We start from the raw sequence: 23,028 nt of genomic DNA, 5'->3' as shown, positions 1-23,028 counted from the left end.
CTCTCCTGCGCCAAATGGGGGAAGGTAGAGGCAGTCAGGGCACCTCGAAGAAGAGGCACTACGTCGGTGAGGGATGACGTGAGCGACAACTCTGTAGTACTCCGGTACGCGGACGGTGAATACACCTACCCGGTGGTCGAAAGCACCGTCGGTGACCAGGGCTTCGACATCTCGAAGCTGCGGGCCCAGACCGGGCTCGTCACCTTGGACAGTGGCTACGGCAACACCGCGGCCTACAAGTCCGCGATCACCTACCTCGACGGTGAGCAGGGCATCCTGCGCTACCGCGGCTACCCGATCGAGCAGCTCGCCGAGCGTTCGACCTTCATCGAGGTCGCGTACCTGCTGATCAACGGCGAGCTGCCGACCGTCGACCAGCTCGCGTCGTTCCGCAACGACATCACCCAGCACACGCTGCTGCACGAGGACGTCAAGCGCTTCTACGACGGCTTCCCGCGCGACGCGCACCCGATGGCGATGCTGTCCTCCGTGGTCAGCGCGCTGTCGACGTTCTACCAGGACAGCCACAACCCGTTCGACGAGACGCAGCGCAACCTCTCGACGATCCGGCTGCTGGCCAAGCTCCCGACGATCGCGGCCTACGCGTACAAGAAGTCGGTCGGCCACCCGGTGGTCTACCCGCGCAACGACCTCGGCTACGTCGAGAACTTCCTGCGCATGACCTTCTCCGTACCGGCCCAGGAGTACGACCTGGACCCGGTCGTGGTCTCCGCGCTCGACAAGCTGCTGATCCTGCACGCGGACCACGAGCAGAACTGCTCCACCTCCACCGTGCGCCTGGTCGGCTCCTCGCAGGCGAACATGTTCGCCTCGATCTCCGCCGGCATCTCGGCCCTGTGGGGCCCGCTGCACGGTGGCGCCAACCAGTCCGTCCTCGAGATGCTGGAAGGCATCAAGAACGACGGCGGCGACGTCGACGCCTTCATCCGCAAGGTGAAGAACAAGGAGGACGGCGTCCGCCTCATGGGCTTCGGACACCGTGTCTACAAGAGCTTCGACCCCCGGGCGAAGATCATCAAGGCGGCGGCCCACGACGTCCTCTCGGCGCTCGGCAAGAGCGACGAGCTGCTCGACATCGCGCTCAAGCTGGAAGAGCACGCGCTGGCCGACGACTACTTCGTCGAGCGCAACCTCTACCCGAACGTGGACTTCTACACCGGTCTGATCTACCGGGCGATGGGCTTCCCCACCGAGATGTTCACCGTGCTCTTCGCGCTCGGCCGCCTTCCCGGCTGGATCGCCCAGTGGCACGAGATGATCAAGGAGCCGGGTTCCCGCATCGGTCGCCCGCGCCAGATCTACACGGGCGAGGTCCTGCGCGACTTCGTCCCCGTCGAAGCCCGCTGACCCGAGGCTTTTCTCCGCGCGGCGTGCGGCCGCGCGGAGCGCACCGCGGTACCTGAGCATGCGAGAAGCGCCCCGCCGTCGATCCCCCCACGGGTCGACGGTCGGGGCGCTTCCCTTTTCCCCGAAACGGATTCCCCCCACGGGACCCGAGTCGGGGCGTCTTTGTGCCGGGACCCGTTCGTCCGGGAGGGCCGCTCAAAGCCTCCCGCGGGTACGTGTCCCGGCCGGCCGATACCCACGGAAACCCCCCAGGTCCCCGTGAAACGTCCCCCAAGACGTTCTTGGTATCGCCCCATTAGACCTGCGACGACCCCGGATGGTTACGTTGCGGTCACTGTGATCTGCGTCTCCTGTGAAGGAAGTGTGCGGAGCGTGCGGAGGGGGGTCACTAGCGGAAGGACCGCAACCGAAGGCTGTTGGTCACCACGAAGACCGAGGAGAAGGCCATCGCGGCCCCCGCGATCATCGGATTGAGCAGGCCGGCGGCCGCCAGCGGCAGGGCCGCCACGTTGTAGCCGAAGGCCCAGAACAGGTTGCCCTTGATCGTGGTCAGGGTCCGGCGCGAGAGCCGGATCGCGTCCGCGGCGACCCGCAGGTCGCCCCGTACGAGGGTCAGGTCGCCGGCCTCGATGGCGGCGTCCGTGCCGGTGCCCATGGCCAGCCCGAGATCCGCCTGGGCCAGCGCGGCCGCGTCGTTGACCCCGTCGCCGACCATCGCGACCGTACGGCCCTCGGCCTGCAGGCGGCGTACGACGTCCACCTTGTCCTGCGGGAGGACCTCGGCGATCACCTCGTCGATGCCCACCTCGCGGGCCACCGTCGCGGCGACGGCCTGGTTGTCGCCCGTCAGCAGGACCGGGGTGAGGCCGAGTGCCCGCAGCCGCGAGACCGCCTCGGCGCTGGTCTCCTTGACCGCGTCGGCCACGGTCAGGACCCCGCGTGCCGCGCCGTCCCAGGCCACCAGGACGGCGGTGCTGCCCGCGGCCTCGGCGGCCGCCTTGGCCTCGGCGAGGGCGGCCGGCAGCTCGATCGACCAGTCGGCCAGCAGCCGCTCGCGGCCCACCAGGACGGCGTGTCCGTCGACCACGCCCTGGACGCCGAGCCCGGCCACGTTCTCGAAGGACTCCGGAACCGGCAGGGAGCCGGCCCGCTCCGCCGCCCCGGTGGCGACGGCCCGGGCGATCGGGTGCTCCGAGGCGTGCTCCAGGGATCCGGCGAGACGCAGGAGTTCGCGCTCGTCGACGCCCGGGGCGGTGAAGACGCCGGCGAGGGTCATCCGGCCGGTGGTGACGGTGCCGGTCTTGTCCAGGACGACGGTGTCCACGCGGCGGGTGGATTCCAGGACTTCGGGGCCCTTGATCAGGATGCCGAGCTGGGCGCCCCGCCCGGTGCCGACCATCAGGGCGGTCGGGGTGGCCAGGCCCAGGGCGCACGGGCAGGCGATGATCAGGACGGCCACGGCGGCGGTGAAGGCGGCGGTGGGGTCGTCGGTGATCAGCAGCCAGGTGATCCAGGTGCCGAGGGCGAGCACCAGGACGACGGGTACGAAGATCCCGGAGATCTGGTCGGCGAGGCGCTGCACCTCGGCCTTGCCGTTCTGCGCGTCCTCCACCATCTTCGCCATCCGGGCGAGCTGGGTGTCGGCGCCGATCCGGGTGGCCTCGACGACCAGGCGGCCGGAGGTGTTGACGGTGGCTCCGGTGACGGAGTCGCCCACGGTGACGTCGACCGGGACGGATTCGCCGGTCAGCATGGAGGCGTCCACGGCGGAGCCGCCCTCGACGACGGTGCCGTCCGTGGCGATCTTCTCGCCGGGGCGGACGACGAACCGGTCGCCGACCGCGAGCGCGCTCACCGGGATCCGCACCTCCTGGCCCGCGCGCAGGACGACGACGTCCTTGGCGCCCAGCTCCAGCAGGGCCTTGAGGGCCGCGCCCGCCTTCCGCTTGGAGCGGGCCTCCAGGTACCGGCCCAGCAGGATGAAGGAGACGACGCCGGCCGCGACCTCCAGGTAGATGGCGGAGGAGCCGTCGGTGCGGGAGATGGTGAGGTCGAAGCCGTGGCGCATGCCGGGCATGCCCGCGTGGCCGAAGAACAGCGCCCACAGCGACCAGGTGAAGGCGGCCAGCGTGCCGACCGAGACCAAGGTGTCCATGGTGGCCGCGCCGTGCCGGGCGTTGGTCCAGGCGGCCTTGTGGAAGGGATGGCCGCCCCAGATGACGACGGGGGCCGCGAGGGTCAGGGAGAGCCACTGCCAGTTGTCGAACTGGAGGGCCGGGATCATGGCGAGCAGGATCACGGGCAGGGCGAGCGCGACGGAGACCAGCAGACGCTGCCGCAGTGCGGCGAGCACCGGGTCGGGAGCCTCGGCGACGGCTTCGCCTGCGCCGGGTACGTCCTCGGTGGCTTCCGGGGCGGGCGGCGGGGGAGGCTCCTCGGCCGTGTAGCCGGTCTTGACGACGGTCGCGATCAGGTCGGCGACCTGCACGTCACCGGTGTAGGAGACGCGGGCCTTCTCGGTGGCGTAGTTCACCGAGGCCTCGACGCCGTCCATCCGGTTGAGCTTCTTCTCGATGCGGGCGGCGCAGGAGGCGCAGGTCATCCCGCCGATCGAGAGCTCGACCGCCGTTATCGGTCCGTCGTGCACTGTGCTGCTGCTCATGTTCCGGCTCCAGGGGGATGGCCGGGCCGTACGGGACCAGTATGAGCTGGCCGGCACGGCCCGGCGGGGTCCCGCGGGGCTGCCGCGGGTGCCGTGCGGGTGGGGCGGGCCGCTCAGACCTGTCCGACGAACTCGTAGCCGGCCTCGTCCACCGCGGCGCGGACGTCCTCGTCCGCGAGCGGGGCGGCGGAGACCACGGTGACCTCGCCGGTCGCGGCGACGGCCTTGACGGTGCTGACGCCCGGCAGGGCGGAGATCTCGGTGGTCACCGCGCCCTCGCAGTGTCCGCAGGTCATGCCGGTCACCCGGTAGACGGTGGTGGTCTGGGTGTCCGTCTCGGCGGTCATGTCGTTCTCCTCTTCAGGGGCGTGTGCCGGTCACCAGGAGAGGCGGCCGATGGCTCCACCGTCCTCCCGACTCTTCGAGACTATACCCCTGGGGGGTATAAAGCGAGCATCGGCTCCCGATCTTTCGATCCTCGTGGGAAAACCGGCCGGTATGGGCGCGCTGTACGTAAATGGCTGACATGGATCACTCGGGAAGCCCTCGTCCCGGGCGGGGTGGCCGCGCCGGGTGGGTTCGGGCCGACCGTCGCCATGCCACTGCTGCCGAGCGGGCGCGCGCCGACCGGCTCGACGGCGCGGTCGGCGGCCCTGAGGCCGCTGACCGCGGTGGGGCCGGTGGGTCGGGCGCGCTGTCCCGCCTGTTGTTCCCGCCGGCGGGGTCGCGGCCGCCGACCCGCGCGCGGGGCCCGGGGGCGCCGAGGTGGTGCGGGCCGGTCGAGCCGGTCGAGCCGGTCGTTCCTGGTGGGTCAGTGCGGGGGAGTCGCGGTGATCATCGGCTCCAGGTAGCGCAGCAGGACGGTCTTGAGCTCGGCGGTGTAGGCGGCGCGCTCGTCGCCCTCGTGGGCCAGGATCAGGTCGAGGGACGACTTGAAGATGCCCAGGATCATGTTCGAGGTGTGGGCGAGCTCGTCGGGCGTGATCCCGGAGCAACGGTCGCGCAGCACGGCCTCGATCCGGGTGAGCAGGCTCTCGTGCAGCTTCTCGTGCTCCTGGGCGATGCCGGGGACGCCGGTGCCGTGCATGAGGGCCCAGAAGGCCGGGTTCTCGCAGTTGAAGGCGATGACCGGGTCGAGGACGGCGTCGAGCAGCTCCGGCAGGGGGCGGTGGATGTTCTCGGGGCGGAACGCCTGTCCGTGCGCCTCGTTGGCGCGGTGGAGCAGTTGGCCACCCAGCTCTACCGCGATGGCCTCCTTGTTGGGGAAGTACTGGTAGAGGGTGCCCGGCGACACGCCTGCCTCGCGGGCGATGGCGTTGGTGCTGGCCGAGGCGTAGCCGGTACGGCAGAACACCCCGGCGGCGGCGGCCAGCAGCTGGGAGATCCGGCGTTCGCCGCGGGCCTGGCGGCGGCGCGGGGTGGCCGCGGTGCCGGTGTCGGAGCCGGCCGCATCGGTGGCCGGATCGCCGGCCGCATCCGTAGTGGCATCCGGGGTGGCGGCTTCGACGGAGTCGGCGGCAGGCCTCTTGGTCACCTTTTCGGCGTTTTTGCCCGTGCGCGTCCCTGGCATGTCCAATCCCCTGCTTCCCGTGGGCGATTGACAAACACGAGTGATCGCTCGCATTCTTGAAAAACGCGAGCGACTGCTCGTGTTTGCCAGTCTAAGTGACCTGGCAATCACGGTGAAGGGGACACCGAGTCATGTCCGAAGTCAAGAAACCGCCGTCCTCCGGGGCGGACGCGGGGTGGACCCGGTTCGTCACGGCCCGGCCGCGGCTCACGCTGCTGCTCGCCCTGCTGGTCACGGCCCTGGCCGTGGTCGCCGGCGGCGGCGTCGCCGACCGGATGGGAAGTGGCGGCTGGGAGGACCCGGGCGCCCAGTCCACCTACGCCACCAAGGCCCTGGAGCGGGAGTTCCCGCAGTCCGAGCCCAATCTGCTCCTGCTCGTGGACGCCGCGGCGGGTACCGGCGGGGTCGACGACCCCGCCGTCGCCGCCGAAGCCGAACGGCTCACCGCCGCACTCACCGCCGAACGCGGGGTCGTCGGCGTCGGCTCGTACTGGCGCGCCCAGTTGCCCGCACTGCGCTCCGAGGACGGCCGGCAGGCACTCGTCGTCGCCCGCGTCCAGGGCGACGAGAAGACGGCCACCGAGACCCTGGAACGCATGGCCCCGCGCTACGAGGGTGCACACGGTCCGGTACGGGTCTCCCTCGGCGGCCCCGTGGCGGTCCAGCGCGAGGTCACCCGGACCATCCAGGAAGACCTGCTGCGCGCCGAGCTGATCGCGCTGCCGGTCACCCTCGTCCTGCTCGTCCTCGTCTTCGGCAGCGCGGTCGCCGCCCTGCTCCCCCTCGGCGTGGGCGTCGTGGCCATCCTCGGCACCAATGCCGTTCTGCGCGGGCTCACCGAGGTCACCGACGTCTCCGTCTTCGCCCAGAACCTGACCACCGCGCTCGGACTCGGACTCGCCGTCGACTACGCCCTGTTCATCGTCCGCCGGTTCCGCGAGGAGCTCGCCGCCGGGCACGATCCGGTCGCCGCGGTCGGGGTCACCCTGCGCACCGCCGGGCGCACCGTGCTCTTCTCGGCGCTCACCGTCGCCGTCTCGCTCTCGGCGATGCTCTTCTTCCCCATGTACTTCCTGCGCTCCTTCGCCTACGCCGGAGTCGCGGTGGTCCTGCTCGCCGCCGCGGCCGCGCTGATCCTGCTGCCCGCCGCCCTGGTACTCCTCGGCAACCGGGTCAACGCCCTCGACCTGCGCGCACTGTGGCGGCGGGGACGGCCCCGGGCGGCCGCGACCGAGCCCGCGGAGACGGGCAGGCGCTGGCGCTGGACGGCCGCCCTCGTGATGCGGCGCGCACCGGTGTTCGCCGTGGCCACCACCGTGGGCCTGCTGCTCCTCGGACTGCCCTTCGTCGGCGTCAAGTTCGGCACGGTCGACGACCGGCAGCTCCCGAAGGACGCCCCCTCCCACATGGTGCAGGAGCAGATCCGCGACGGCTTCCCGAACAGCCCCGACGGCGGCCTCACCGTGCTCGCCGAGGGAGCGCCCGGCTCCGAGAGCCTCATGGCCTACCGGGACCGCCTGGCCGCCCTGCCCGGGGTGACCCGGGTCGACGGGCCGATCAGCTCCGCGACGGAAGGCCGGTACACCTCCTTCGCGGTGTCCGTCGAGGGCGAGGCCGTGGGAGAGACGGCCCGGGAACTGGTCGACGACGTCCGCGCCGTGGACGCCGACTTCAAGACCTCGGTGACCGGACAGGCGGCCGTCCTCGTCGACGCGCAGCAGGCCATAGCCGGCGCGCTGCCCGCCGCGGCGGCCCTGGTGGTACTCGCCACGCTGCTGCTGGTCTTCCTGCTCACCGGGAGCCTGCTGATACCGCTGCAGGCGGTGCTGCTCAACGCCCTCAGCCTGACCGCGATGTTCGGGGCGGTGGTGTGGGTGTTCCAGGAGGGCAACCTCTCCGGGCTCCTCGCCTTCACCGCCACCGGTGACATAGAGACCACCCTGCCGGTGCTGATGTTCTGCATCGCCTTCGGACTGTCCATGGACTACGGGGTGTTCCTCATATCCCGCATCAAGGAGGAGTACGACCGGACCGGGGACCACGAGAGCGCCGTCCGGACCGGGCTGGCCCGCACGGGCGGGCTGATCACCGCGGCGGCCGTGATCCTGGCGGTGGTGATGGTGGCCATCGGCACCTCCCGGGTGACCAACACCAAGATGCTGGGGCTCGGTATCGCGCTGGCGGTCCTGATGGACGCCATGGTCGTCCGCAGCCTCCTGGTCCCGGCGGTGATGAAGCTGACCGGCCGAGCCACCTGGTGGGCCCCGGCCCCGCTGCGCCGCCTGCACGAGAGGTTCGGCCTGAGCGAGGGCGAGTCCGCGCCCCGGACGCCGGAGCCCGACCGGATACCCGTGGCTGCCGGCACCTAGGGCCTGTAGGCACCAGGGCGAGGTGAGGGGGCGGGGGTGGGTGAGGGGACTCGGGGGTCCCCTCACCCGTCACTCGGTGCCGAGGAGATCAGTCCTCGCGGCGGCCCCGGTTCCCGGGCCGGCGGGCCACCCAGGCGCGCACGGTCTCGACGTACCAGTAGGGCTTGCCCCCCTCCACGTGGTCGGGCGCGGGCAGCAGCCCGTGCTTGCGGTAGGAGCGCACGGTGTCCGGCTGGACCCGGATGTGGGCAGCGATCTCCTTGTACGACCACAGCTGTCGGTCGCTCATGCTGGACACCTCCTTGTCCACGCCGCGGGGCCGGCCGGGAGGCCGTCGGGGGAGCCGGCGCGTGGACTCTGACGATCACTCGGGTTGTGCCCGGGGAACGACGCGGAGTGACGGCGAGGGAGGGGCTGTCGACCTCCTGTGACGGAAGACCCGCGTAATGCGGACATGCGTGACAGAAGGGTGATCCCTGTGACAAGAGCGCCACAGGGATCGCCACAAGGATCGGTACCGGGTCAGGAGTTGGTGGGGCGTCAGCGGTACAGGGCCGGGCGTTCCGTCATCTCCACCACCGACCGGGCGCCGCTGCGCGCAGCCGCGAGACCCGCCTCGGAGACGGCGGCCGCCGCGTAGCCGTCCCACGCGTCGGGCCCCGCCACCCGGCCGCGCCCGGCCGCGGCCACCCAGCTCCGCAACTGGCGGTCGTAGGCGTCGGCGAAGCGCACCGTGAAGTCCTGGTCGATCGCGCCGCCCCAGCGGCCGGCCGCCTGCACCACCATCGCGTGGCCGTCGCCGATCCGGGCACTGCCCGCCTCGCCGACCGCCTCGCACTGCACCTGGTAGCCGAAACCGCAGTTGACGAAGATCTCCACGTCGACGACGGCTCCGCCGGAGGTCTCCAGCAGCACCAGCCGGGGATCGCTCAGCCCCTCGGGAGCGGCCGCCGTGGGCCGCGGCGAGAGGACGGTGACCGCGGTGATCTCCTGCCCCAGCAGCCAGCGGGCCGCGTCCACCTCGTGCACCACCGAGTCGCTGATCAGCATGTCGCTGGTGAAGAACGACGGCGACGAGGCATTGCGGTGCCGACAGTGCAGGAAGAGCGGTCGCCCGATCCCGCCCGCGTCCAGCAGCTCCTTCAGCCCGGCGTACTCGGTGTCGTACCGCCGCATGAATCCCACCTGCACCAAGCGCCGCCCCAGCCGCTGTTCGGCCTCCATGACCCGCAGCGCCCCCGCCGGGTCCGGGGTCAGCGGCTTCTCGCACAGCACCGGTAGCTCCCGCTCCAGCGCGTGCAGGATCGCCTCCTCGTGAGCGGGCCCGGGAGAGGCGATCAGCACCGCCTGCACCCCGGGTGCGGCTATCGCCGCGGCCGGGTCGGTGTGCGCCGTCACCCCGTCCAGGGTGCCCGCGACCTCCTTGACCCGGTCACCGTCCGGGTCGGCCACGGCCACCACACGGGCCCCGCCCACCGTCCGCCCGATCCGGCGGACGTGGTCGGCGCCCATCTTCCCGGTGCCGATGACGGCGATGCCGAGCGTGCTCATCTCGTACTCCTCTTCCTTCCGAAGGGTCAGCGGGCGCCGCAGGAGCGGAGGTAGGCGCGGGTGCGCCGGGCGATCGGCAGCGGCCGGTCCGGCGAACACGGGTACATGTCCTGCTCGACGATGGCGAACAGGTCCACGCCCAGCCGCTGGGCCGCCGCGAGCACCGGTTCCAGCGCGGGCACCCCCGAGGGCGGTTCGCACATCACCCCGAGGCCCACGGCCGGCCCGAAGGGCAGTTGCTCGGCGACGACTTCGGCGAGGATCCGCGGATCCACCTGCTTGAGGTGGAGGTAGCCGATCCGCTCGCCGAAGGTCTCCACGGCCTGCACGCTGTCCCCGCCGCAGTAGGCGTAGTGCCCCGTGTCCAGGCAGAGGGAGACGAGCGCGGGATCGGTGGCGTCCAGGAAGCGGGCCACGTTCTCGGGCGTGTCGATGTGGGTGTCGGCGTGCGGGTGGACCACGATGCCCAACCCGTACCGGTCCTTGACCTCCCGGCCGAGGCGCTCGGTCTGCGAGGTCAGTTCACGCCACTGGGCGGGGGTCAGCGTGCGGTCCTCCAGCACCTTCCCGGTCTTGTCGTCCCGCCAGAAGGAGGGGATGACGACAAGATGGGCCGCGCCCATGGCCTGGGTGAGCGCCGCGATCCGCGACACGTGCTCCCAGGTGTCCTCCCACACGGCGGGCCCGTGATGGAGTCGGGTGAAGACGGTTCCGGCCGAGACGCGCAGACCGCGCCGGGCCGTCTCGTCGGCGAGGCGGGCGGGATCGGTGGGCAGATAGCCGTAGGGGCCGAGTTCGATCCACTCGTATCCGGCGTCGGCCACCTCGTCGAGGAAGCGTTCCCAAGGGGTCTGCCGGGGGTCGTCGGGAAACCAGACACCCCAGGAATCCGGAGCCGAACCGATGCGGATACGGGTCAACGCGGGCGGGGAGGACGTCATAACGGCCACCTTAGGGTGGAGGACCGATGGGAGGACTGACTGTGACCGGTACCGGCGATCCGTTCTCGTTCGACCTGATCACGATGGGCCGGATCGGGGTGGATCTCTACCCGTTGACGACGGGCATAGCACTGGCCGAGGCGGAGACGTTCGGCAAGTTCCTGGGCGGCTCCCCGACCAACGTGGCCGTCGCGGCCGCCAGGCTGGGGCGCCGGGTCGCGGTCGTCACCCGTACCGGCGCGGACCCCTTCGGCGGGTATCTGCGCTCCGAACTGCGGAGGTTCGGGGTCGACGACCGTTGGGTCGCCGAGGTCGCCGGGCTGCCGACCCCCGTCACCTTCTGCGAGATCTTCCCGCCGGACCACTTCCCGCTGTACTTCTACCGGCTGCCGAAGGCCCCGGATCTGGAGATCGCCGCGGACGAGCTGGACCTGGCGGCCGTACGGGCGGCCCGCGTGTTCTGGATGACGGGCACGGGCCTGAGCGAGGAACCCTCGCGGGCGGCGACGCTGGCGGCCCTGGAGGCCCGCGCGCGGACCGGGACGACGGTCTTCGACCTGGACTGGCGGCCGATGCTGTGGCGGGAGAAGCCCGAGCCGTACTACGAGCGGGCGCTGCGCTCGGCGACGGTGGCCGTGGGCAACGTGGAGGAGTGCGAGATCGCCACCGGCGAGTCGGATCCGCACGCGGCGGCCCGGGAACTGCTCGTGAGGGGCGTGGAGCTGGCCGTCGTCAAACGCGGACCGGAGGGCGTGCTGGCCGTCCACCGCGACGGCACGGTGGTGGAGGTCGCGCCGGTGCCGGTGGAGGTGGTCAACGGGCTGGGCGCGGGAGACGCGTTCGGCGGGGCGCTGTGCCACGGGCTGCTGGCGGGGTGGGAACCGGGGAAGGTGATGAGGTACGCGAACGCGGCCGGGGCGATCGTCGCCTCACGGCTGGCGTGCGCGGCGGCGATGCCGTTCTCTCACGAGGTGGAGGAGGTGCTGGCACGTGCCGGTGGTGTCTGAGTGGCGGATGGAATGGACGAGGCTGATGGTCCTCGACCTGGCCCCGGGGGAGGTGTACGCACACGCGGCCGGGGAGTGCGAGTGGATCGTGCTGCCGCTGTCAGGCGGATGCCGGATCCGCGAAACAGCCTCGCCGGCGTTTGAGGCGCGGGGTCCGGGGCAGAGCCCCGGAGGTGGACCGGAGGTCTTCCAACTGCGCGGACGCGCTGGGGTGTTCGACGGGACCACCGACTTCGCGTACCTGCCCCGGGACGGCCACGCCGAAATCGAAGCGGCCGCCGGCGGGCGCTTCGCCCTCGCCGGAGCCCGCTGCGAGCGCCGCCTCCCCGCCCGGTACGGGCCCGCCGCCGACGTCCCCGTGGAGCTCCGCGGCGCCGGCCACTGCTCCCGCCAGGTCAACAACTTCGCCGCCGCCGACGCCTTCCCGGCCGACCGCCTCATCGCCGTCGAGGTGCTCACCCCCGGTGGGAACTGGTCCTCGTACCCGCCCCACAAGCACGACGAGCACCACCCCGGCGAGGAGTCCCGCCTGGAGGAGATCTACTACTTCGAGATCGCCCCGCACGGGGACACCCCCGGACTCGGCTACCAGCGCGTCACCCCCTCCCCGGCCGGGAAGACCGACATCCTCACCGAGGTGCGGACCGGGGACGCGGTGCTGATCCCCGACGGCTGGCACGGGCCGTCCATGGCCGCCCCCGGGCACGACATGTACTACCTGAACGTCATGGCCGGACCGGGCCGGACCCGGAAGTGGCTGATCCGGGACCACCCCGACCACGGCTGGATCCGCGGCAGCTGGGACGGCCAGGACATCGACCCCCGGCTGCCCTTCCCCACGCGCCCCCGAACGGAGGACCACCGGTGAGGCTCACCGTCGCGCAGGCGCTCGTCCGCTTCCTGTCCCGCCAGTACACCGAGCGCGACGGGCACCGGCACCGGCTGATCGCCGCCACCTGGGGGATCTTCGGGCACGGGAACGTGGCGGGCGTCGGGCAGGCCCTCCTGGAGACCGGGCCCGAGGTCATGCCCTTCCTCCAGGGCCGCAACGAGCAGGCCATGGTGCACGCCGCCGTCGGATACGCCCGCCAGAGCGGCCGGCTCTCCGCGCATGCCGTCACCACCTCCATCGGGCCCGGGGCCACCAATCTCGTCACCGGTGCCGCCCTCGCCACGATCAACCGGATCCCCGTCCTCCTGCTGCCCGGCGACACCTTCGCCACCCGGCCCGCCGATCCCGTGCTCCAGCAGCTGGAGGTCCCGTACGCCGGGGACGTCTCCGTCAACGACACCCTGCGCCCCGTCTCCCGCCACTTCGACCGGATCACCCGCCCCGAGGCCCTGATCCCGGCCGCGCTGCAGGCCGTACGGGTGCTCACCGACCCCGTGCAGACCGGTGCGGTCACCCTCGCGCTGCCGCAGGACGTGCAGGCGCAGGCGTACGACTGGCCCGAGGAGTTCTTCGCCGAGCGGGTGTGGGGCGTGCGCCGGCCGCGGCCCGATCGGCACGAGTTGGCCCGCGCCGCCGAGGCCGTACGGGGCTCCGCGCGCCCGCTGATCGTCGCCGGCGGCGGGATCCGGCACAGCGAGGCCGGTGCGGCCCTGGCCGCCTTCGCCGAGGCCACGGGGATCCCGGTGGCCGTCACCCAGGCGGGCAAGGGCGTCCTGCCCTACGGGCATCCCGCCGACGTCGGCGGGATCGGCCACACCGGGACCTCCACCGCGGCCGCGCTCGCCCGGGAGGCCGACCTCGTCATCGCCGCCGGGACCCGGCTGACCGACTTCACCACCGCCTCCGCGACCCTCTTCCAGAACCCGGCCGTCCGGTTCGTCGGCCTCAACCTGGACCCGTACGACGCCCACAAACTCGCCGCCCTGCCCCTGGTCGCCGACGCCCGCGAGGGGCTCGACGAGCTCCGGGTCGCGGTCGCGGGCCACCGCACGGACCCGGCGTACGGGGCCGCGTACGCCGCCGACCGAGGGCGCTGGGAGAGCCGCGTGGGGCGGGCCTACGCCGTCCCGGAGGCGGCGCAGGACGCCGCGCCCACCCAGGCCCAGGTGCTCGGGTTGCTCGACGCCCTGGTCGACGACACCGACATCCTGGTCAACGCGGCGGGATCCCTCCCCGGCGACCTGCACAAGCTGTGGCGGGTCCGGTCGCAGGACCAGTACCACGTGGAGTACGGGTACTCCTGCATGGGCTACGAGATCCCCGCGGCCATCGGGGTGGCGCTGGCCGCGCCCGGCCGTCCGGTGTGGGCCCTGGTCGGCGACGGTACGTACCTGATGAATCCGACCGAGATCGTCACGGCCGTCCAGGAGGGGATCCCGATCAAGGTGGTGATCCTCGACAACCACGGCTACGCCTCCATCGGCGGCCTGTCGGGGGCGGTGGGCGGTGAGGGCTTCGGCACCGCCTACCGCTTCCGGGGGCCCGATTCCGGGTATACGGGGGACCCCCTTCCGGTGGACCTCGCGGCCAACGCCGCCTCCCTCGGGATGGCCGTGCTCCGCGCCCGCACCACGCGTGACCTGCGCGAAGCCCTCGCCGAGGCCCGCTCGGCGACCCGCCCCACATGTGTCTACGTACAGACCCGAACGCCCGACACTGTGTCGGGCCCGCCCCCGGCACAGGCGTGGTGGGATGTTCCTGTGGCCGAGACCGCGACCCGCAAGGCCGCCGCCACGGCCCGTGAAGAGTACGACCGGCAAGCCGCTCAGCGACGTCGCCATCTGTGAAGGAGCAAGGCATGAAGACCGTCAACCACTGGATCGGTGGCAAGACCGTCGAGGGCGCGTCGGGCAACTACGGCCCGGTCACCGACCCGGCCACCGGCGAGGTCACCACCCAGGTCGCGCTCGCCTCGGCCGACGAGGTCGACGCGGCCGTACAGGTCGCCCAGGAGGCCTACCTCACCTGGGGCCAGTCCTCGCTGGCCGCCCGTACCAAGGTGCTGTTCGCCTACCGCGCCCTGCTGGACGCCCACCGCGACGAGATCGCCGCCCTGATCACCGCCGAGCACGGCAAGGTCCACTCGGACGCGCTGGGCGAGGTCGCCCGCGGCCTGGAGATCGTCGAGCTGGCCTGCGGCATCACCACGCAGCTCAAGGGCGAGCTGTCCACCTCCGTCTCCAACCGGGTGGACGTCTCCTCGATCCGCCAGCCGCTCGGCGTCGTCGCGGGCATCACCCCGTTCAACTTCCCGGCGATGGTCCCGATGTGGATGTTCCCGCTGGCCGTGGCCTGCGGAAACACCTTCATCCTCAAGCCGAGCGAGAAGGACCCGTCGGCCGCCAACAAGCTCGCCGAGCTGGCCACCGAGGCCGGCCTCCCGGCGGGCGTGCTGAACGTGGTCCACGGCGACAAGGTGGCCGTCGACGCGCTGCTCGCCCACCCCGGTATCGCGGCCGTCTCCTTCGTCGGCTCGACGCCGATCGCCCGCCACATCCACACCACCGCCTCGGCCAACGGCAAGCGCGTCCAGGCCCTGGGCGGCGCCAAGAACCACATGCTGGTGCTGCCGGACGCCGACCTGGACGCCGCCGCCGACGCGGCCGTGTCCGCGGCCTACGGGTCGGCCGGTGAGCGCTGCATGGCGATCTCCGCCGTGGTGGCCGTCGGCGCGATCGGCGACGAGCTGGTCGAGAAGATCCGCGAGCGCGCCGAGAAGATCAAGATCGGCCCCGGCAACGACCCGACCTCCGAGATGGGCCCGCTGATCACCGCCGCCCACCGCGACAAGGTCGCCTCGTACGTGAAGGGCGCCGCCGACCAGGGCGCTGAGGTCGTCCTCGACGGCACCGGCTACACGGTCGAGGGCAACGAGAACGGCCACTGGATCGGCCTGTCCCTGCTCGACCGTGTGAAGACCGACTCCGACGCCTACCGCGACGAGATCTTCGGCCCGGTCCTGTGCGTGCTGCGTGCCGAGACCTACGAGGAGGGCGTGGCCCTCATCAACGCCTCGCCGTTCGGCAACGGCACCGCGATCTTCACCCGCGACGGCGGCGCCGCCCGCCGCTTCCAGCTGGAGATCGAGGCCGGCATGGTCGGCGTCAACGTGCCGATCCCGGTGCCGGTGGGCTACCACTCCTTCGGTGGCTGGAAGGACTCGCTCTTCGGCGACCACCACATCTACGGCAACGACGGCATCCACTTCTACACCCGCGGCAAGGTCGTCACGACCCGTTGGCCGGACCCGTCCGAGGGCCACCTCGGCGTGGACCTGGGCTTCCCCCGCAACCACTGATCCGCCCCGCCTCCAGCAGCCCCCGGCCACCTCACCCGGCCGGGGGCTGCTGCCGTACCCCCGTCGTCTACGCTGAGCCGTGTGACAGAACTCCCGGACTTCGACGTGCTGTTGACCCGCCTTGCGGCGCACCGCGGCCTGAGCGTCGAGGACCTGTCCCGCCTGGCCACCGTCCCGGAGACCGAGCTGCGGGCCGTGCTCGACGGCGCGGCGCCGCGGCCGTCGCTGCTGCGCCGGCTCGCCCCCGTACTGCGGCTGCACGCCGAGGACCTGTTCGTCATCGCCTCCGTCGCCGTGCCGCCGGAGCTGACGCCCCTGGACCCGGACGCCGGTGGAGAGGCGGCCCGTCTGGCCATGCATTCCATCGGTCTGCGCCGGCGGGAGCAGGAGTGGTTGTGTCGGTTCGCGGCGTCACGGCCGCAGGAGGAGCGCACCCGGCCGGCCCCGGAGGAGCGCCCGTACCTGCGGTACCCGCCGGGTCCCGGCGGGCTGCTCATGCGGCTGCTGGCCAACCGGAACCTGGGCTGGTCGGCCGGAGCGAGGGTGTTCCTGTCCCTGACCGGCCGGTACTGGTCCGCGGCCACGTACGGGCAGGTGGGCCACGGCCGGGTGGATCTGACCCCCGAACTCCAGGCCGACTACGCGACCGTGCTCGGCATGTGCGCGACCGACCTCTCCGTACTGACCGGCATCGGGCTGCCCGACGGACACCGGCCGCCGCCCCGGGCCGCCGCCGAGGTGGCCGGCCTCGTCCGTGAGGTACGACGGCTGAGCCGGGAGCAGGTGCGGGAGCTGTGCGAGGTCGCGGAAGCCACGGGGGGCGAGCGCCGGACCGAATGAGAGCCGGTCGCCGACGGCCCGCCGCCCGCTGACCTCGCCCGCCGGTATCCGCGCCGGTCGGTCAGTGGGTCCGGGCCAGGTCCGGTACGGAATCCGGCCGTTCGTCCGCCGCGCGGCGCCGACGGCGCACCACCCACACCGTGGCGCCCGCGCCCGTGAGGACCAGCACCAGTCCCACGGCCGGCCAGGGCACGGCGACGAAGTCGGTCTCGGACACCGAGACCAGATCGGGGTGGGCGGCCGCGCCCGCCGTCACCTTCACGGTCACCCAGTCCGACTGGGGGGCGTCCGGCCACGGTTCGGTCAGCTCGATCCGCCGGCCCGGCAGCAGGGTCAGCTTCAGTTCGCGGGCGGGCCGGTTCAGCACATTGCGCCCGAACAATCCCTCGGCGGACACCGCCACCGTGGGCTCGACCACCACGTTGCCCCGGTTGACCAGCGCGTACGAGACCGTCGCGCGGGCGTTCTTGACCCACGGCAGCAGCGGCGCCGAGCGGTCGACCCGTACGTCCTCCACGCTCAGCCCCGCCGTGACCGGCCCCGGCACCCGGAAGTAGAGCCGGGCGCCCACCGAGCGCTTCACCCCGACCTGGACCTTGCCCTCCTTCCGCACGCCCTCCACGGAGGTGCCCAGGGCGACGATCCCGCCGACGTGGTCACCCGGCGTCGCGTCGGCCGGGACGTTCAGGGTGAAGGGGATGTCCTTGCGGCCCTTGGCGGGCACGGTGACGGTGCTCGCGGTCTCCGGCGCGAGCGTGACCCACGCGCCGACGTCCTTCGGCTTCGTCTCCACCGGCAGCAGCGCGAAGGCGCCGCCCGCCGGGGTGTTCATGGCATCGGTGGCGAAGACCTGGAACGTCAGCTCCTGGTCGGAGGAGTTCACGATCGTCACGCTGTCGCTCAACGTGCTCCCGGCCGTGCCCTGGTGGAAGAAGTACGCGCGGTCGGTCATCGCCGCGCCGGCCGCAGGCGTCGGGAACACCCCCCACGTGCCGTTGTCCGCGGCGCGCGCCGCGGTGGCCGGCAGCAGGCCCGCGCCACCGAGCAGCAGGCCGAGGAGCAGACCGTACAGGAGGGTGCGGGTGCGACGACGGGTGCGGCTGCGGGTGCGGGTGCGCATGGGCGGTCTCCAGTGGGCGCTGAAAGGGGAAAGGGGTGGCGCGGCGCCGGAGCGCCGCACCACCCTGGGTCGAGCGGCCGTACGGGTCAGGCGATCGAGAAGGTCACGACCGTCTGGTAGGTGTCGGCGAACATGAAGGGCGGGAGCTGGATCATTCCGGCACCGCCGACGGCGAACTCACCGCCGGTCAGCTCGTCGCCGCCGGCGGCCTGGGAGGCCACCTTCATCGGGACGTCGGAGATCGCGCCGGGCGTGCCCGCGGTGCAGGTGCTCGGGCTGTCCGGGTTGGTCACGGTGCAGGACGGCTGGATGCCGATCTGCGCCTTCGCCATCGAGTGACCGGTGGTCTGGTTCAGGAACGGCGTGCGCGTCGCCGTCACGTCCCAGCCGAGCGATCCGCCGCGGAAGTCCTGGACGGTCGCGGCGTTGAAGACGCCGACCACCGACTGGGCCTTGCCGTTGATGGTGACCGCTCCGAAGCTGACGGCCGGCTGGCCGTCCTTCGGGCCGAGGGCCAGCGGTCCGGGCAGGACCTCGACATCGACCGGGTTCTTCACACCGGCCTGCTCCTCCAGGAACACGAAGGCCTTGTACGGGGTGATCGAACCGTCGATCCGGATCGCGTCGGCCTTCTTGGTGACCGTGACGTTGCAGGTGGCGGCGCCGGACGCGTCCGCCGTGCCGGTACCGGTGTCACCGGTCGCGGTTCCCGCGAGCAGGGCGGAACAGGCGACGGCCCCGGCCGGGAAGTTGGCGCCGGTCACGGTGACGGCGGTGCCCGCCGGGCCGCTGTTGGGCGTCAGCTTCGTGGTGACCGGGTCCTTGGGCAGCGCCTCGACCGCGACCGAGCCGAGCGAGGCGCTCGGGCGCGGCGCCGGGGTACAGGTGGTGGTGAAGACCGATCCGGACAGGTCCGCGTCGGTCACCGCCAGGTCGAGGGCGACCTGGACCGTGGTGCCCTCGGTGCCGTCCGGGATCTTGATGGTTCCGGAGAACGCCTTCGGGTCGAGCGGCTGCCCGGCCACGACGGAGACCGTCTCCGGCGGGCTGGTCACCACCTGGGTGGTGGTACCGACCTTCAGGGTGATCTTGGAGGTGTTCACCGTGGTGACGGAGAACGAGGGGATCAGGGGGCTGGCACCCGGGTCGATCGTGATCGGGACGACGTCGCCGGCCTTGGCGCCGTCCGGCAGGGTGACCGTGAAGTTCTGGTTGCCGGAGCCGTCCGGCTGCGGCGCCGGGGCGTCGCAGTTCTCGAAGACTGCCGTGGTCTTGGTCGCGGCCTGCGCGGCACCCGTCAGGGCCACCACGCCGCCCGTCAGGGCCAGAGACAGGGCTCCCGCCCCGGCCAGCACTCTTCGTCTGAGCGTTCTCGTACTCACTGGGTCGCGACTCCTTCGTCATGACGAACCCCTCCCCCCACCCGCTGTGTGGGGGAGGCCGAGCCGGTGCGGTGGCCGATATTGACGCGTCGCCGTGATGAGAAGTCAATGACTTGCTTTCGCCCGAAGCACACAGAAATTGATGGGCCATCAGGGAGAGTCTGATGGCCCATCGGGTACCGACCGGTCGGGGTGTGAAAGGAGGGGCGATCTAGCGCTCGGCGGGGGCTTGGAGCAGCAGGTTCGGGGTCCCGGTGGGGAGCCCGGTGATCTTGTCGGACACGGCGCCGCGCAGCAGTTCCTCCGACACCTGCGCCGGGGTGCGCGCCGTACCGCGCGCCAGGATGAGCGCGGCTACCCCGGCCACGTGCGGGGCGGCCATCGACGTGCCGGAGGCGCGGGCCGTGGCGGTGGGGGAGTCCTTCCAGGCCGAGGTGATGCGCACACCGGGCGCCGAGAGGTCCACGCAGGGGCCGTGGTCGGAGAACGGTGCCCGCCGGTCCTCGGCGTCGGTCGCCCCGACCGTGAGCGCCTGGGGGACGGCGGCCGGGGAGCCGCCACAGGCGTTCTTGCCGTCGTTCCCGGCGGCCACGGTGAAGGTGATCCCCTGGGCGACGGCCCGGATCACCGCGGCGTCGAGCGCGCGGCTGCGGCTGCCACCGATGCTCATGTTGGCCACGGCCGGGACGGTGGGGGCCCTGGCGGCGTCCTTCACCACCCAGTCGACGCCCTTGAGGAGCGCCGACAGGGGCGCGGAGCCACGGCAGTCGGCCACCTTCACCCCGACGAGCGAGACCCCCTTGGCCACCCCGTACGTCTCTCCGCCCACGGTCGCCGCGACGTGCGTGCCGTGGCCGCTGCAGTCCCGAGAGCTGCCGAGGAACATCGCGTTGTAGCCGGCGCGGGCGCGGCCGCCGAACTCCCGGTGGGTGGTGTTGATGCCGGTGTCGACGACGTAGACGGTGACGCCCCTGCCCCTGCCGGGGTACGTGTACGAGCCGTCGAGCGGGAGTTCACGCTGGTCGATCCGGTCCAGGGACCAGGGCGCGGGGCTCTGGGGCCCGGTCAGCGGTTCGTCGGTGATGTGGAACTCCGCGTCGGGTTCCACGGAGGCCACCCGGGGGTCGGCGGCCAGGGCGGCGGCCCGGGCGGCCGTGGTGCGGACGGCGAAGCCGTTCAGGGCGGCCTCGTAGACGGCCCCGACCCGGTCGCCGGCGTCCACGGCCTCGGCGGCCAGGGTGCGGGTCGGCGCGCGGGAGGTCGTGTCCTTGAGGACGACGACGTAGGGGGCCGTTGCGTCCGAGGTGCCGGCGTCGGAGCTGGTGGCGCCGGCGTCCGGAGCGGGCGAAGAGCCGGTGACGGTGGCCGCGAGCAGGGCGGCGGCGGGGAGGAACACGGCGAACGCGGTCATGGTCATGCGGCCGATGCTCTGCGAGGGGCGGCGCGGGCGCGCGGAGGGTGCGCCGAGTGGGCGCACGACACGCCGCCGCGCGGCTGGATCCGCGACCGGGCCGGACAGATCGGCCACCGGGCCGGGCGGTGCCACGACCGGCCAGGGTGGGCGCGGCCGACGCCTTCGTCAGGCCGCGCGCCAGACCGTCATGTCCACTATGACGAAGCTCGACACGTCCTCCAACGACATCACCGGCATGGACTTGAGCGTGAGCACGAGCAGTGCGATGTCCCCCGACTGATGTTTGACGCAGAACTCGCTGCCGGACGCCGCGATCATCAATGACCGGCTCTTCTCGGTCCTCCCCTCGAGGGCGGCCCGACAGGAGTCGAGGGAGCCGTTCGGCTTGCCCGACAGCTGGATGATCACACTGGTGTCGCTCTCCAGGTCGCAGTCGACCCGGTTGCAGGTGAGTCGCAGGTCCCCGGAGCGAGTGGCGCGCTCGATCGGTTCCTTGATGCTGATCGAGTTGTCCTCGCCCAGTTTCAACGCGGGGTAGGGGATGGGCTTCGGTGGAGCGCTCGGGGTCGGGGTCGGGCTCGGGCTCGATTTCGGTGCGGCGTCGGCGGACTTCCGGGACGGGTCGCCGCTCGCCGAACCGGCCTGACCCGCCGAGGTCCCCGTGGCCGTAGGGGACTTCGCGCGGTCGCGCACATTGTTCGCCGCATTGTCGATCACCGACCAGGCCGCGCCCAGCAGCAGGGCGACCGACACGATCGACGCCGCGGTGACCAGCGCGGTGCGCCGGCGGCGCTTGCGCCGTTGCTCCGGTCCCTCCGGCGCCGCCGGCCGCGGAGGCTGCCACACCTGGTGCATCGTGTGCGGCGAGAGGGGAGTGGCGGCGGGCGCCGGGACCTGCTGAGGCATCGGCTCCGGCAGGGGCTCCGGGACCGTCACCTCCGGTCCGGTCACCTCGCGCCAGAGCGCCGGGCCGCCGTCCGCGTCGGCGTCCTCGCCCAGTTCGGCCCTGCACCACGCCACGATCTCCGCGGGGGTGGCCCGCTTCTGCGGATCGGTGGCCAGACACCGGGCGAGCAGCGGAAGAAGCTCGTCGGGAACTCGGGACAGGTCGGGCTCGGAGTGCACGATCCGGTACAGCACGGTGGCGGAGGGGCCGGTGCCGTACAGCGGCTCGCCCAGCGCGGCGAACGCCGCGGTCTGCCCCAGCGCGAACACGTCGGCGGCCGCGGTGACCTCACCCGCCGACGCCTGCTCGGGGGCCATGTACTGGGGCGTTCCGATGGTGGCGCCCGTGGCGGTGTGCGCGGTGGTGTCGGACGCCAGCGAGATCCCGAAGTCGATGACGCGGGGCCCGTCGGCGGCCAGGAGCACGTTCGACGGCTTCAGGTCGCGGTGCACGATGCCCGCACCATGGATGGCCTGCAGCGCCTCGGCCACGCCCGCCATCAGCCACAGCACGGCGGGCACGGGCAGCGGTCCGCGCCGGGTCACGGCCTGCGAGAGCGAGGGCCCGGGTACGTAGAGGGTGGCCAGCCAGGGTGTCGTCGCGTCCGCGTCGGCGTCGATCAACTCGGCGGTGTACGCGCCCCGGACCCGCCGGGCGGCCTCCACCTCACGGCGGAAGCGGCGCCGGAACGCCGGGTCCTCGGCAAGTTCCGGGCGGACGACCTTGATCGCCACAGGGCGGCCGCCCTGGGTGTGTGACAGGTAGACCCGGCCCATGCCGCCCGCGCCGAGCCGGGCCGCGAGGCGGTATCCGGCCACGGTGGACGGATCGTCCGTCCGCAGCGGCTCGAACACCTCGGTCGCGCTGTTCATCTGCCCTCCCCCGATCCCCCGGTCGACCGACGGGTCGACCAGCGAACACCCTAAGCGTCGGGCGGTGGCCGAAGGCTGCCGGGGAGGCGGTGCGTGGGCGGTGCGCGGCCGTGCTTGCGGCGGTACTCGGGGCGGTGCCGGGTCGGTGCGCGGGGTGAGGCGCGGGCGCGGTGACCCGGAGCTACGGGGAGAGGGGCCAGCCGCGCATCGAGAAGACCCCCTCGTCGCGGGCGCCGGCGGCATCGTAGGTGGCCAGAGCGGCTTCGTTGTCGGTGTCGACCCCCACCCACATGCCGTAGCAGCCACGCGCCTTGGCCTCCTCGGCGAGGGCCAGGGTCAGGTCGCGGCCGATGCCGCGGCGGCGGTAACCCTCGTCCACGGACAGCTCGTACAGGCACATCTCGGTGCCCTTGTCGGGGTGGCTCATCTCGATGCCGGAGACCATCCCGGCGGGCACGCCGTCGACGTAGGCGATGAGCATCAGGTGCCCCGGGGCGGCGAGGAAGCGCTCGGACCACTCCTCGCGGGCGGGCCCGTCGAAGAGGGACTCGGCGGCTGCGAGCTCGGCGGGGGTGAGGGCCCGGCGGATGTCCATGGCGGCCACGATAGTGCGCACATGACGGATGGTCGGACGACATGGCGGCACGGCGTGGCGACCCACGACCCACGACCCACGGCAGGCACCCGCGCCCGAGCAGCGCTTAACCTGGTCCGGCTGTCGAGGACTTGAGGGGGA

The 23,028-nt window shown here is 72.3% G+C and carries 18 protein-coding genes; 7 read left to right on the top strand and 11 right to left on the bottom strand.

Annotation, left to right across the window (positions count from 1 at the left end):
• Positions 1-78 precede the first annotated feature (78 nt).
• Positions 79-1,368, top strand: coding sequence for a citrate synthase (locus tag ACGFYY_RS11495; protein WP_030716028.1), 1,290 nt, complete (start codon positions 79-81; stop codon positions 1,366-1,368).
• A gap of 388 nt (positions 1,369-1,756) precedes the next feature.
• Here ACGFYY_RS11495 and ACGFYY_RS11490 read toward each other — a convergent pair whose 3' ends face one another.
• From ACGFYY_RS11490 to ACGFYY_RS11480, 3 genes are all read right to left on the bottom strand, one after another.
• Positions 1,757-4,030, bottom strand: coding sequence for a heavy metal translocating P-type ATPase (locus ACGFYY_RS11490; protein ID WP_393708430.1), 2,274 nt, complete (start codon positions 4,028-4,030; stop codon positions 1,757-1,759).
• A gap of 113 nt (positions 4,031-4,143) precedes the next feature.
• On the bottom strand, positions 4,144-4,377 hold the full coding sequence (locus tag ACGFYY_RS11485) for a heavy-metal-associated domain-containing protein (RefSeq protein ID WP_030716022.1): 234 nt from the start codon (positions 4,375-4,377) through the stop codon (positions 4,144-4,146).
• Positions 4,378-4,841: 464 nt separating this feature from the next.
• A complete protein-coding gene (locus ACGFYY_RS11480) occupies positions 4,842-5,600 on the bottom strand; it encodes a TetR/AcrR family transcriptional regulator (protein ID WP_393708427.1) in 759 nt (252 codons plus the stop codon).
• 131 nt (positions 5,601-5,731) lie between these two features.
• Here ACGFYY_RS11480 and ACGFYY_RS11475 point away from each other — a divergent pair, with 131 nt between their 5' ends.
• Positions 5,732-7,969, top strand: a complete 2,238-nt coding sequence (locus tag ACGFYY_RS11475) for an MMPL family transporter (RefSeq protein ID WP_393708425.1) — start codon at positions 5,732-5,734, stop codon at positions 7,967-7,969.
• An 88-nt stretch (positions 7,970-8,057) separates the two neighbouring features.
• On the opposite strand, the gene ACGFYY_RS11470 is transcribed toward ACGFYY_RS11475, so the two are convergent.
• The 3 genes from ACGFYY_RS11470 to ACGFYY_RS11460 all read right to left on the bottom strand — a co-directional run bounded on the left by ACGFYY_RS11470 (position 8,058) and on the right by ACGFYY_RS11460 (position 10,461).
• On the bottom strand, positions 8,058-8,258 hold the full coding sequence (locus ACGFYY_RS11470) for a MerR family transcriptional regulator (RefSeq protein ID WP_365272076.1): 201 nt from the start codon (positions 8,256-8,258) through the stop codon (positions 8,058-8,060).
• 251 nt (positions 8,259-8,509) lie between these two features.
• Positions 8,510-9,520: a Gfo/Idh/MocA family oxidoreductase gene (locus tag ACGFYY_RS11465; RefSeq protein ID WP_365272073.1), complete on the bottom strand. Its 1,011-nt coding sequence runs from the start codon at positions 9,518-9,520 to the stop codon at positions 8,510-8,512.
• Positions 9,521-9,546: 26 nt separating this feature from the next.
• Positions 9,547-10,461 carry a sugar phosphate isomerase/epimerase family protein gene (locus ACGFYY_RS11460; RefSeq protein ID WP_393708422.1) on the bottom strand — a complete coding sequence of 305 codons (915 nt, stop codon included), beginning with the start codon at positions 10,459-10,461 and terminating at the stop codon, positions 9,547-9,549.
• A gap of 26 nt (positions 10,462-10,487) precedes the next feature.
• Between ACGFYY_RS11460 and iolC the strand changes: the two genes are divergently transcribed.
• The 5 genes from iolC to ACGFYY_RS11435 all read left to right on the top strand — a co-directional run bounded on the left by iolC (position 10,488) and on the right by ACGFYY_RS11435 (position 16,558).
• On the top strand, positions 10,488-11,468 hold the full coding sequence (iolC, locus tag ACGFYY_RS11455) for a 5-dehydro-2-deoxygluconokinase (protein WP_393708420.1): 981 nt from the start codon (positions 10,488-10,490) through the stop codon (positions 11,466-11,468).
• A gap of 7 nt (positions 11,469-11,475) precedes the next feature.
• Positions 11,476-12,336 (top strand): 5-deoxy-glucuronate isomerase, encoded by an 861-nt coding sequence (gene iolB / locus ACGFYY_RS11450; protein ID WP_393708544.1) that lies wholly within the window; start codon positions 11,476-11,478, stop codon positions 12,334-12,336.
• Entirely contained in the window at positions 12,333-14,207 is a 1,875-nt protein-coding gene (gene iolD, locus ACGFYY_RS11445) for a 3D-(3,5/4)-trihydroxycyclohexane-1,2-dione acylhydrolase (decyclizing) (protein ID WP_393708418.1), read from the top strand. The genes iolB and iolD overlap by 4 nt, the downstream gene beginning before the upstream one ends.
• An 11-nt stretch (positions 14,208-14,218) precedes the next feature.
• Positions 14,219-15,718 (top strand): CoA-acylating methylmalonate-semialdehyde dehydrogenase, encoded by a 1,500-nt coding sequence (locus ACGFYY_RS11440; RefSeq protein WP_365272061.1) that lies wholly within the window; start codon positions 14,219-14,221, stop codon positions 15,716-15,718.
• Between the two features lie 81 nt (positions 15,719-15,799).
• Positions 15,800-16,558 (top strand): hypothetical protein, encoded by a 759-nt coding sequence (locus ACGFYY_RS11435; protein WP_393708415.1) that lies wholly within the window; start codon positions 15,800-15,802, stop codon positions 16,556-16,558.
• 61 nt (positions 16,559-16,619) lie between these two features.
• Here the strand turns inward: ACGFYY_RS11435 and ACGFYY_RS11430 are convergent, their stop codons facing one another.
• The 5 genes from ACGFYY_RS11430 to ACGFYY_RS11410 all read right to left on the bottom strand — a co-directional run bounded on the left by ACGFYY_RS11430 (position 16,620) and on the right by ACGFYY_RS11410 (position 22,908).
• Positions 16,620-17,678, bottom strand: coding sequence for a WxL protein peptidoglycan domain-containing protein (locus ACGFYY_RS11430; RefSeq protein ID WP_393708413.1), 1,059 nt, complete (start codon positions 17,676-17,678; stop codon positions 16,620-16,622).
• Positions 17,679-17,764: 86 nt separating this feature from the next.
• Positions 17,765-19,060, bottom strand: coding sequence for a hypothetical protein (locus ACGFYY_RS11425; RefSeq protein WP_393708411.1), 1,296 nt, complete (start codon positions 19,058-19,060; stop codon positions 17,765-17,767).
• A 211-nt stretch (positions 19,061-19,271) separates the two neighbouring features.
• Positions 19,272-20,477: a S8 family peptidase gene (locus ACGFYY_RS11420; RefSeq protein WP_393708409.1), complete on the bottom strand. Its 1,206-nt coding sequence runs from the start codon at positions 20,475-20,477 to the stop codon at positions 19,272-19,274.
• Between the two features lie 162 nt (positions 20,478-20,639).
• Entirely contained in the window at positions 20,640-22,292 is a 1,653-nt protein-coding gene (locus ACGFYY_RS11415; RefSeq protein WP_393708407.1) for a serine/threonine-protein kinase, read from the bottom strand.
• Positions 22,293-22,473: 181 nt separating this feature from the next.
• Entirely contained in the window at positions 22,474-22,908 is a 435-nt protein-coding gene (locus tag ACGFYY_RS11410) for a GNAT family N-acetyltransferase (RefSeq protein WP_393708405.1), read from the bottom strand.
• Positions 22,909-23,028 lie beyond the last annotated feature (120 nt).

The sequence above is a fragment of the Streptomyces sp. NPDC048331 genome (assembly GCF_043201215.1).
Taxonomy (GTDB): Bacteria; Actinomycetota; Actinomycetes; order Streptomycetales; family Streptomycetaceae; genus Streptomyces.
The sequence above is the reverse complement of the archived record's forward strand: the minus strand, read 5'-3'. Positions and strand labels throughout refer to the sequence as shown.